Source organism: Alteromonas sp. MmMcT2-5 (genome assembly GCF_022348315.1).
Taxonomy (GTDB): Bacteria; Pseudomonadota; Gammaproteobacteria; order Enterobacterales; family Alteromonadaceae; genus Alteromonas; species Alteromonas macleodii.
The window spans coordinates 1-11,003 of sequence record NZ_JAKRFB010000089.1; the positions used below are offsets into that span (position 1 = coordinate 1).

An 11,003-nucleotide genomic window follows, 5' to 3' on the forward strand; every position below is an offset into this window, starting at 1 on the left:
ATCACAGACAAACAGGAGCGCCAGCAGGTGATCATTGATGTACTTGGCACATTATACCAAGAGATTTATTCCTGAATTTGATGCGGAATGTCGGTTCTAGAGATTCAGCGTGCAATAGTGCAGGAGTATCATCAACAGCCGATTTATCCTTACCGCTCGGCAAGCGAGGTTGCGGGGCGTTTATGTCAAAAACCTTAAGGTTTTTAGCCGCAAGCAATACCTCGTGTTCTGATGAATAATGGTGGGTTGTGTCAGCGTTGACCGGATTCACTGCACTACAAGCAAGATTTTGCGTGAAGCGCGAGAATAACGGCGCGAGTTCAGCTTTGGCGGCTTCTGCTTGCGCCTTCTGATGGTATACCTGCCCCAACTTTTTCATTTCACTGAGTAACAATGGCACAGTCAGCAATATCCATAAGCCTTGCTGGAGCGTTATTTCCGGCCCAATACTCAATTCACCTAACAGTGAAAAACCAATAAATACTGCCGTAAGTGCAACCGCGAGTGTTGCGAAGAAGTCGAGCACGCTGTTGGACAAAAACGCTACGCTCACTACTTTCATAGTACGCGCATTCAAGTTTTCACTGGCATCTTTAAGCAGGGCTGTTTGTTTTTGATGCGCCTGATAATTTGCCAGCATCGGCAGCGCGGCTAACCTATCAGTAAATAAACTTCCCAAACGTTCAAGGGCGATAAAATGCTTTCGATGTAGGGCAGCGGCTCCCTTGCCCACAATGATCATAAAAAGCGGCACTACCGGCAATGTCAGTAATAGGCCAATCCCTATAACGGGGTTCACATAAAAGATAACGGCTAAAGCAAATAATGGGACAACAACTGCAATCAATTGCTGCACTCGATATTCAAGTGCCCAGTCAGCAAAAGCCTGTAAATGCTGCAGCCACACCGTTTGCCAATAGTAAACCGAGTGCTGTCGAATAAGCGCATGTTGACGCTCAATGAATACGTGTTGTAGGTGCTGTTCGAGCTTGTTTAACACCTGCATTCTTGCACTACTAGATAAGGCATTGAATGCGCCTTGTAGCAGCCAGCTAAGCCCCAGAGAAACGGCAAGTCCTGTGACATCACTCGCTGTTGCAGGAGACTGGTTTACTACCCAGTCATGAGCAATATGAGAAAAATAATAGAACCCAATAGTCAAAGAAAAAAGCGACAAACACTTAACCATTACTTGGGCCGTAAGAGAGGTACGTAAGCCAAGCGACTGCGCCTTATCTATCTTATTGGACCACGCGTTGAGCGTTTGCCGGTTGGGAACTTTTTCTTTGATCACTGTGGTTTTGACTCATCTTTTTCGTTACTTAGTAACGAGAGCAAATCTCGCATTTCTTTTTCATTCTTTTCGAAGTGGTGGTGGGCTGGCTGCAAGAACCCTCAGCGGCAGGGACGCTACTGATGAGCCCCCATGGACGAGTTCACGACGTGTTCTGGCGGCCAGCCTACCTCCGCTTCTACTCTTGGTCTTCGGGTCTATCCATATTTTCCGTCGACTCCAACCACATGGCGTTGATAATGCCAAAAGAGCACGCCAGCAAAACTCCTAAAATCCAAGCGAAATACCACATAGCGTTCTCCTTAATAAATGGTGTGAGACTGGTCGAGGTCTTCGTTTTTAATGCGCCCGCGCATTACGTAAAAGCTATAGGCCGTGTAGCTAAGTACAATAGGCACAAAGATACAGGCAACGATAAACATTACGTTTAGCGTCATATGGCTAGACGTAGCGTCCCATACGGTTAAGCTCGCCTCTGGCATAGTGATGCTTGGCATTAGGAATGGGAACATTGAAAAGCCAGCTGTTAAGATAACGCCTGCTATAAATAGCGCACTCGATACAAACGCCATGCCTGCATTACCTTTCTTAGAGAAAAGCGCACAGGCCAGACCCGCAATAATACCCAGCACAGGTGCTGCCATCATAAGGGGGTATTTGCTGTAGTTGCTCACCCAAGCTCCAGCTTCAATGGCAACCTCTTTCTTAAGTGGATTCGACGTAGCAATGGTATCGACTGCCGACGTAATCACGAAGCCATCTAATCCAAATGCTACCCAAAGACCTGCAAGTACAAATAGCGTGACACCAGCCAGGCTTAACACAACCGATACTGCACGTGCGCGAACTTCAATAAAGCCATCGGTTTTCATTTGTAGCCAGGTTGCACCGTGATTCAGCAACATAGCCACAGATAGCAGTCCTGCCACCAGCGCAAACGGTGTTAAAAGGCCAAAGAACGAGCCTGTGTAGGTTGATTTAAGCGTGCTATCCATTTCAAACGGTACGCCTAACAGCAGGTTACCAAACGCCACACCAAAGATAAGGGCTGGGATAATACCGCCAGCAAATAACGCCCAATCCCACGCTTTACGCCACTGCGGGTTAGGTAATTTACTGCGGTAATCAAAGCCTATCGGGCGCATCCAAAGGGCAATTAAGGTAAGGGCCAGCGCGAGGTAAAACCCAGAAAACGCAGTGGCGTAAATCATAGGCCACGCGGCGAAAATAGCGCCACCTGCGGTGATAAACCAAACTTGGTTGCCATCCCAGTGCGGCCCTACTGTATTTATCATTACGCGGCGCTCTTTGTCATTTTTACCAATAAGCGTGAGCAGTGCTCCAACGCCCAAATCGAAGCCATCAGTAACCGCGAAGCCAATTAGCAGAACGCCAACCAAGCACCACCAAATGACTCTCAGTAGTTCATAATCAATCATGCTTTTGCTCCTTGCTCATCAAGGTCAATAAGATCAAATTCAGTGTCAGGCTGCTTATCTTCAGGTGGAACTGGCCCTTTCTTGGCAAACTTCTTCATTAGGTAAAAACCAATAATGAACATGCCGGTGTAGAAAGCACTGTAGGCTACAAGGGTTATTGCCACGTCGCTTACGGCGAGATTAGATACCGACGTATGCACCGGAAGCACCTCTGCAATTGACCATGGTTGGCGGCCATATTCAGCGACAAACCAGCCAGCCTCACAGGCAATCCAAGGAAGCGGCAAGCCGTAGAGCGCGCTTTTTAATAACCAGCGTGGCTTTGTAATCTTGTGTTTAGTGCTGTAGTAAAAGGCGCACATAAATAGCGCAAGCATAATAAAGCCAGCCACAACCATAAGGCGGAAACTCCAAAACAATGGGGCAACCGGCGGAATGCTGTAATCTACTGCCTGTTGAAGCGCGGCATCAGAAGGATTTGAAACGTTCTCAGTGAAAGGCTCTAGCAACATAGCGTAGCCTAAACTGTCTTTATTTTGGTCGAAGGCAGTACGTTGCTCAGCTGTCGCGGTGCCGTTTCTTACATCATCAAGCACTTCATAGGCTTTAATTCCGCTTAGAATACGCTCGCGATTCTCTTCTTTAAGATCCTTAATACCTTTTACTTCTTCGGTTAACGAACGGGTAGCAATAATGCCCATTGCCCAAGGAATTTGAAGGGCGTACTCGGTTTCCTGCTTCTCGTCGTTTGGAATACCAAACACAGTAAACGGCGCAGGTGCAGGATGGGTTTCGTACTCAGCTTCAACTGCTGCCAGCTTCACTTTTTGTACATCACCAAGCTCATAACCACTTTCATCTCCTAGCACGATCACAGAAAGCGTTGAGGCTAGGCCAAAGCTAGCAGCTATGGCGAACGAACGGCGCGCAAAGGCGATATGCTTATGATTAAGCAGGTAGTAACTTGAAATTGCCAACACAAACATTGCGCCGGTCACGTAACCTGCTGATACAGTGTGAACAAATTTGACCTGTGCTACGGGGTTAAAAATAACCTCAGCAAAGCTGGTCATTTCCATACGCATGGCTTCAAAATTAAATTCAGCCCCTACTGGGTATTGCATCCATCCGTTAGCAATCAAGATCCACAGTGCAGAGAAGTTTGAACCAATGGCCACCAGCCAAGTCGCCATCAGATGCTTCACCTTTGACATTTTGTCCCAGCCAAAAAAGAACAACCCCACGAAGGTAGATTCCAGGAAAAAGGCCATTAGGCCTTCGATGGCAAGTGGCGCACCGAAGATATCGCCTACATAGTGAGAATAGTAAGACCAGTTCATTCCGAACTGGAATTCCATGGTTAAGCCTGTGGCTACACCAATGGCAAAGTTAATTCCAAACAGCTTTCCCCAAAATTGGGTCATCTGCTTATAAATTTCTTTACCCGTCATTACGTATACCGATTCCATAATGGCAAGTAAGAAACTAAGCCCCAAAGTTAAGGGTACAAATATAAAGTGGAACATTGCAGTTAATGCAAATTGCCACCGCGATAGTTCTATTAACGTATCGCTCATGGGTTATCTCCCTTGTATTTCGTGTGCGCGTTAAACGCTTAGCAGAAAAGTGGTTTAAAATTCAGTGATGAACACGTGAATATGCCGCATGGCAAGTGCACGGTTTATGCCATACATCAGTAATTTGGCTGCTTAAGCCTCAATTACCGATAATCGGCGGTATTTTCGTACTGTGCAGATAAATTATTCCACGACCGAGCGTGTGGCTTATTGACCCAACGCAACAATTGGTGGCGATGAATTCGCCATATTTGTCATTTAGGTGACAAATATGGCACAAGAAAAAGGCTGCTTAGCAGAATGTCAAAAAGTAGAGTATAAGGAAAAGTTAAGGGGTATATGAGAGTGTAAACGCGCCTCGTAATTCTCCCAATTCGAACCCTGTAGCTTGATCGTTGGGATAGAGCTTTAGAATGGATTGTTTTACTGAAGGTGCCACATTAGCTCCGTGGCATGCTATGCATACCTGACCTTGTTCAATAGCCATCATGTACCTAAACTTACCGCTTTCGCTATCGTATTGATAAGTTTCAAGAGGTCTTTTAGGGGCCAAATTGTCTTGCTTAGCGTTGGTCAGTAACTGTGAAAACCATGCTAACTGCTCACGCTCCCATTGATCTGCCGTATTATTTGGGTTTCTTACTTTCAGCGCGGTACGCCCAACCTCCCACCCGTTTTGACTGAGCGCCAGAGCAATAGGAGCCGCTGCGATCTGGCATTCGTTAACGCCAGCTTCTAGCCCTCCGGATTGAATTGCTTGCTGTAGTCGTGATTTTAGCGCGCCTCCCAGCGCTTTTGCGTGTAGTCGCGCTTCTTTGACTTTTTCCTGCACACTATTTTCACTTTGTTTCTCATTGGCAGTCACTGTATCTGCCAATGAATGAGCACTACTCGCCAATAAGCTTATCGCCACCAGCATTACGCCATTTTTCATTATAAAACTCTCCTAGGAATTGAATGAGTTGCTACCCAAGTATTGCCGTTTGTCTCAAACAGTGAACAAGCTCTATGCCAATATGATAAATTGCTAAAATCAAATTAGAGCAAACTAATATTCAGCGCCCCATGAATATATCCATAGTACAAGCGATGATAGATGCGATAGATAAACCCGCAATCTTCATTAACCCAAGCTACGTTATTGAAGCTGTCAACCAGCCCTACAGAGATACCTACCCTGTGGATATAAAGCTTGGCTTTAGTACCTGCTATCAAGTCTCTCACCGCAACAGCAAACCTTGCGATAAGTGCGGCGAGCATTGCCCCATGCAAGAGAGTAAAGCCACAGGACGAGCGGCTAGCGTAGTACACGTTCATACCACCAGTGAGGGTCAAAGCTACTGCGACATCCTCATGCGCCCGATCTTCGACGGTAGCGGAGAATTATTAGGTTTCTTGGAAATACTTGATAAGCTTTCGTTTGCCTCAAACCGACCTTCAGCAGGAAAGATGGTCGGCGAATCAGAGGCATTTAAAGCAATGCTAAACAAAATAAATCGCGCCGCTAACTCAGATATTTCAGTACTACTGTTTGGTGAAACCGGCACGGGTAAAGAGCTGGTGTCCCAAGCACTTCACTCGAGTAGTCACCGTGCTGGCAAACCATTTGTTGTCATCGAGTGTACCGGCATGTCTGACACGCTGCTTGAAAGCGAACTATTCGGTTATGAAAAAGGGGCATTTACAGGCGCAACCACAAATAAGAAAGGGCTCGTAGAAGCAGCGGAAGGCGGCACATTGTTTTTTGATGAAGTCGGCGATATCCCACTTTCAACACAAGTAAAGCTTCTGCGGCTGTTTGAGTCTCAAACTTATCGACCTGTAGGAAGCACAGTGTCTAAAAAGGCTGATTTTCGTTTAGTGTGTGCATCACACAAAAATCTAAAGCATATGGTGGAAACGGGCGAATTCAGACAGGACCTCTACTACCGCATTGCCGGTTTTCCTATCAACCTCCCTTCTTTAAGACAAAGAAAATCAGATATAGCACTGATAGCCGCTCACTTTTTGGCAATGTCTAAAGAGAAAAAACGGTTTCATAAAAACGCGCTAGAAAAACTAACCAACTACCCGTTCCCAGGCAATATTCGCGAACTCAAAAACATTGTAGACCAAGCTATTTTACTGGCTGATGAAACCGTTATTTACGATACAGACTTACCCGAGCTCGATAACATAAGCTCTGATGCTATCAATGATGCCTCTTCATCTCACGGTAACGTTGTGACCTTAGACGAATTGGAACGCCAATACTTACGTCAGGTTTACACGTCTTTTGAAGGCGATACCCAGCAACTTGCACAAGCGCTAGGAGTGAGTACCCGTACACTTTACAGAAAGCTGAAAAAAGCGGGGGTTGGAGATACTTAAAAATAATAGGTAGAAAAATTACCAAAACGCGGGCTATGATAAAAAGGCGCTAACCAGATAAAGAAAAATGACTTTAAGACGCCTACTTACACTAACACTTTGCCTTTGTATGCTTTTGCAGAATGCATTAGCACTTGGCCTTGCTGCCCATACTATGCAGCAAGCACGTGCGTTTGTAGGTGAAGATATTGAACTTATTTGTACTGGCAAGACCATGCGCTACATTTCAATTAGCGCCACTGAATTTGAAGGTGAGTTCGTTTTTGTTAGCCCCGAACTGCTCAAAGCACCCGCCGAGCACGTTGACTGTACCAATGGCACGTTAGCCGACTTACCTCAGGTTGACGAGCCACTACATGCCACATTACCTTTGATATCACTAGTTCGCTATCGCGCTCTAGTCGCGCGTTTAGCGGCTAAGCCCTTTACAGATTTTGCTTACGCGGCGCCGCTAAGTCGTGCCCCACCACACGCATAACAACCTCCAAAACACACTGAACATGCATGCTTTCACCATGCACAACACTCATTTTTTAAAATGGAATTGTTATGAAGCAATCTATCATTGCGCTTGCCGTATTCACTGCGTGCGCGCCCGTACACATTTACGCAAACACCATCGACTTAGCCGATAACACTTCGACAGAAGTGGTCACCGTTATTGGCACACCGCTTTCCCTTAGCACGCAAAATATCGAGCAAGAGTCTGTTAGTGCTACCAGCAATATTGACGCTGACTTTGGCGATCAGCTTGCCACATTACCTGGCGTGTCGATATCTCGAAACGGCCCAGTCACCGGGCTTATTCAGTATAGAGGACTTTACGGTGATCGAGTTGGCGTAAGCATTGATGGCGTTGATATTGCTGGAGCAGGACCAAACGCCATGGACTCGCCCCTTTCTCATGTGCTGCCAGAGCCAGGACTGACCGCCACCCTTTACCGGGGGATTGTGCCAGTAAGTGCAGGTGTGCAGACGCTAGGCGGAAAGCTTCGCATTCACTCTGATGCCTCAGCACTTTTTGACTTGAATACAGGCTTTAGCGGTAGCGTAAGTGCCAGCGCAATATTTCCGGGGAGCGGTCAGCAATACCAAGGCAATGTGTTTTATAAGAGTGGCCAGGCTTTTGTTAGCGGCGCCTTCACTCATCAGCAGCGCGACGAACAAGAGTCGGGAGATAACAGCGTTATACCAAACAGCCATTACCAAAGAAATGGCGGTAAGTTTAGGGCGGGCGTCGAGTGGGGCAATCACCAAGTCGATGTGAGTTATCAGCAACTTAATACTAACGAAAGCGGCACGCCTGCTTTAGCCATGGACATTGGTTTTATTGATGCCGCTTGGTATCGACTGGGCTATCGCTATAACGCGAACGATAGGGAGTTCTTCACGTTAAGCTGGTTTGGCAACAGCAACCAACATGCCATGGACAACTTCTCACAGCGCATGGTGATGTCTGCCGGCATGGCGAGAGAGAATAACGCTGATGCTATTGCTCAAGGCCTGGATGCCACCTATGTGACGCCATTTTATAAAGGCGATCTCAAACTGGGTGCCTATCTGCACCACAGCAGGAATAACTCGACCATCACCAACCCTAATAACGGCATGTTCTTCGTTGATAACTTTACCAACGTAGAAAAAGACACAGCCAGCGTATACGCAGAATGGCAGCGAGATAAAGCATCTTTTTCAACAACAATTGGTACCCGATATACACGTGTTGACATGGATGCCGGGCTAGCCGGTTCTAATATGGTTATGATGAACCCAGCCATTGCTTCACTCGTTGATGATTTCAACGCGGCAGAACGCAGTAAGAGCTATAACATGTTAGATATTGCCGCTAGCACGCGATATCACGCCAGCGACAATGTCGATGTTGTCCTTGGCGTATCGCAGAAAAACCGTGCCCCTACTTACTTCGAACGCTATACGTGGCTGCCTCTTGGTATTTCTGGGGGAATGGCAGACGGGTTTAACTACATTGGAAACTTGGCTCTAGACAACGAAACTGCACGCCAGATAGATGTGGGTATTGATTACCGTTTCAAAAGCTGGTCAGTTTCTCCTCGTCTATTTTATCAAGATATTGAAGACTATATTACTGGTTCTCCCAGCATGAATATGGCTGCCAATATGGTCTCTACCATGATGGCAGGCACAACACCATTTCAATGGACTAATACAGACGCCGTAATCAAAGGGGCAGATCTGACTGTTTCGGGTAATGTGTTTGATAACGTGAAGCTTAACGCAGTAGCAAGTGTTCAGCACGGTAATCGCGACGATATCGACGATGCGTTGTTTCGTATTGCCCCCGAACAGCTAATCACCACCATTCAGTGGGATACACAGCTACTTAATGCGCCAATGGCGCTGCAACTAACGTCAGAATTGGCAGGAGCACAAACCCACGTTTCAGCGCTACAAAATGAAACCACTACTGCAGGATATGGATTAGTACACATTACGGGGCTTTTCACCCTTATAGATAATGCGCGGTCAAACCTTCAGGTAACGGCAACCGTTCATAACCTGTTTGACAAACACTACGCCCCACACACAGCGGGAATTAACCGCGTGAGGAATACTGATGTTGCACTAGGTGAGCGAGTACCCGCAGCGGGACGAGAGTGGCATCTATCGCTGAGCTACAGGTTCTAATTGTTTAAAACTCAAACCCCAAAAGCCAAACGCAATATGTAGGTTCAGCCCTGAGTAAAAGCTAAAGGCAAAAAGATAAACCAGTGGTCTGCCTCCGCTGGTTTATCTTCTCTTAATGTCTGATACACATGCCGTTTTAAACGCTAGAAATGAAAACTTGCGCACTAACGTAAGTATTTGGGAGGTAAAGAGCTGTGTCAGATTACAGCGGGAAATAAGGTTGAGAATGCCTGCCACAAAAGCCGCAGGGCCAACAGTGTCACCACTATCTTGAACGCCAGCATAAATTTTTCAGCGGGGACACGCTTTAATACCTTCAAGCCGAAAAACGTGCCGAGCGCACCACTGGCAATCATAATAATGATTAGCCCGGCCCATTGGGCAAAGGAAAACCCTACAAAGGTAAAAACAAACGCTTTAAGGCCGTGTTGCAGTGTCATACAGCTGGCAAACGTGCCGGTTATCTGCATTTTGCTGTAATTATTTCTGTGTACAAATGCCGCCACCAAAGGCCCTGTAGCACCTACAAACATTGAAACCAACGTGGTTACTAACCCTGCCAATGTTCTACCCGCGGGGTTCATTTCTTGTGCTTTGGGTTTACTCCCCCACACCAGAAATAAAATAAATGCGGCAACCGCAAATTGAATAATAATCAACGGCAGCTGAACCACAACAAACGAAGCAAAAAAAGCGCCAACGATTGCGCCTAAAGAAAAATACTTCAGCATATTCCAGTCGATATGCTTTGCCGTCATCAGTGCACGGTTGCCGTTTGAACCAAGCTGTACTAGACCGTGAACCGGGATCAGCGCACTGACTGGCATAGTACCGGCCATTACTGCCAGCAATAAGACCCCGCCACCAATACCCAGCGTTGCTGTCATCATCGACGTAAAAAAGGAGGTAACAACAAGTACTACTGATGATGACATCGACATCGCATCATTGGCCGTTAACCAGCTATAAAGTAACTCCAAGGGTCAAATTCCACCTTAATTCGTAACACAGTTTGTATGGTTTGAGTGATCATTACACCAAAACACATCGTTTAAATATCATACAAAACTCACGCCTAGTGCGTAAGGTTATTTATCATGCCTTCTATTAGTTATTTAAACAAAGCACTTCGGATAATACGCGACAAGCAATGTACAAAAGGCGCTAAGCTAGTTGCCAGGCAACTTCTCAGTAATAGCGGGTTCACTGATAAAGATATTTATGATTGTTTAAAGCAGGGCTCGATTATTCGCATTACCATATTTGAAGCCTAGGGTAGCGTTACACCTTACATCTTGTACCTTACACTTACCGCTTGCCCACCCACTCGCATGGGTCTAATTTCTACACCTAAAAACCCATTGACTTTCTTCATTGTGCACAGGATACTCGGGTCATTAAATACTCACTAGCAGCGCACTGTTTTTAAATACTATGCCTAAAAACACGAATACACATACTGCTTACTCAGCGACTGCGCTGATTATTATTCTCGCTATTCTAAGGAATGGGCGGGTTAGCTAGTGCGTAAATAGAATTCACTAAACCCGCCGCAAAGGCGTAATGCCGATCAGTTAAGAAAATTTTCATGATCGGTTGACCGATCTTTTTAAGGCTTCAAAATCCGATATCAGTCTCTGGTATCGGATTTTTTAA

At 46.2% G+C, this 11,003-nt stretch carries 9 protein-coding genes; 3 read left to right on the forward strand and 6 right to left on the reverse strand.

The features are described 5' to 3' along the window. Window positions 1-31: 31 nt before the first annotated feature. The 5 genes from MHN09_RS20250 to MHN09_RS20270 form a co-directional block, all read right to left on the reverse strand. The gene (locus MHN09_RS20250) at window positions 32-1,294 is read right to left on the reverse strand and encodes an ABC transporter transmembrane domain-containing protein (RefSeq protein WP_239241787.1); all 1,263 of its coding nucleotides are present in this window, start codon (window positions 1,292-1,294) and stop codon (window positions 32-34) included. A gap of 178 nt (window positions 1,295-1,472) precedes the next feature. After that, window positions 1,473-1,586, reverse strand: coding sequence for a cytochrome bd-I oxidase subunit CydX (gene cydX, locus MHN09_RS20255; protein WP_014951149.1), 114 nt, complete (start codon window positions 1,584-1,586; stop codon window positions 1,473-1,475). 10 nt (window positions 1,587-1,596) lie between these two features. Continuing rightward, window positions 1,597-2,733: a cytochrome d ubiquinol oxidase subunit II gene (cydB, locus tag MHN09_RS20260; protein ID WP_049585641.1), complete on the reverse strand. Its 1,137-nt coding sequence runs from the start codon at window positions 2,731-2,733 to the stop codon at window positions 1,597-1,599. Next, on the reverse strand, window positions 2,730-4,310 hold the full coding sequence (locus tag MHN09_RS20265; RefSeq protein ID WP_239241788.1) for a cytochrome ubiquinol oxidase subunit I: 1,581 nt from the start codon (window positions 4,308-4,310) through the stop codon (window positions 2,730-2,732). Before MHN09_RS20265 ends, cydB begins: the two co-directional genes overlap by 4 nt. A 328-nt stretch (window positions 4,311-4,638) precedes the next feature. Further along, a complete protein-coding gene (locus tag MHN09_RS20270) occupies window positions 4,639-5,244 on the reverse strand; it encodes a DUF3365 domain-containing protein (protein WP_239241789.1) in 606 nt (201 codons plus the stop codon). Window positions 5,245-5,399: 155 nt separating this feature from the next. On the opposite strand from MHN09_RS20270, the gene MHN09_RS20275 reads away from it, so the two are divergent. From MHN09_RS20275 to MHN09_RS20285, 3 genes are all read left to right on the forward strand, one after another. Further along, window positions 5,400-6,680: a sigma-54-dependent Fis family transcriptional regulator gene (locus tag MHN09_RS20275; protein WP_239241791.1), complete on the forward strand. Its 1,281-nt coding sequence runs from the start codon at window positions 5,400-5,402 to the stop codon at window positions 6,678-6,680. Window positions 6,681-6,789: 109 nt separating this feature from the next. Continuing rightward, window positions 6,790-7,158 carry a hypothetical protein gene (locus MHN09_RS20280; protein WP_230598816.1) on the forward strand — a complete coding sequence of 123 codons (369 nt, stop codon included), beginning with the start codon at window positions 6,790-6,792 and terminating at the stop codon, window positions 7,156-7,158. Between the two features lie 71 nt (window positions 7,159-7,229). Further along, window positions 7,230-9,347, forward strand: coding sequence for a TonB-dependent receptor (locus MHN09_RS20285; protein ID WP_239241790.1), 2,118 nt, complete (start codon window positions 7,230-7,232; stop codon window positions 9,345-9,347). 197 nt (window positions 9,348-9,544) lie between these two features. Here MHN09_RS20285 and MHN09_RS20290 read toward each other — a convergent pair whose 3' ends face one another. Continuing rightward, window positions 9,545-10,327 carry a sulfite exporter TauE/SafE family protein gene (locus MHN09_RS20290; RefSeq protein WP_202941385.1) on the reverse strand — a complete coding sequence of 261 codons (783 nt, stop codon included), beginning with the start codon at window positions 10,325-10,327 and terminating at the stop codon, window positions 9,545-9,547. Between the last annotated feature and the right edge of the window lie 676 nt (window positions 10,328-11,003).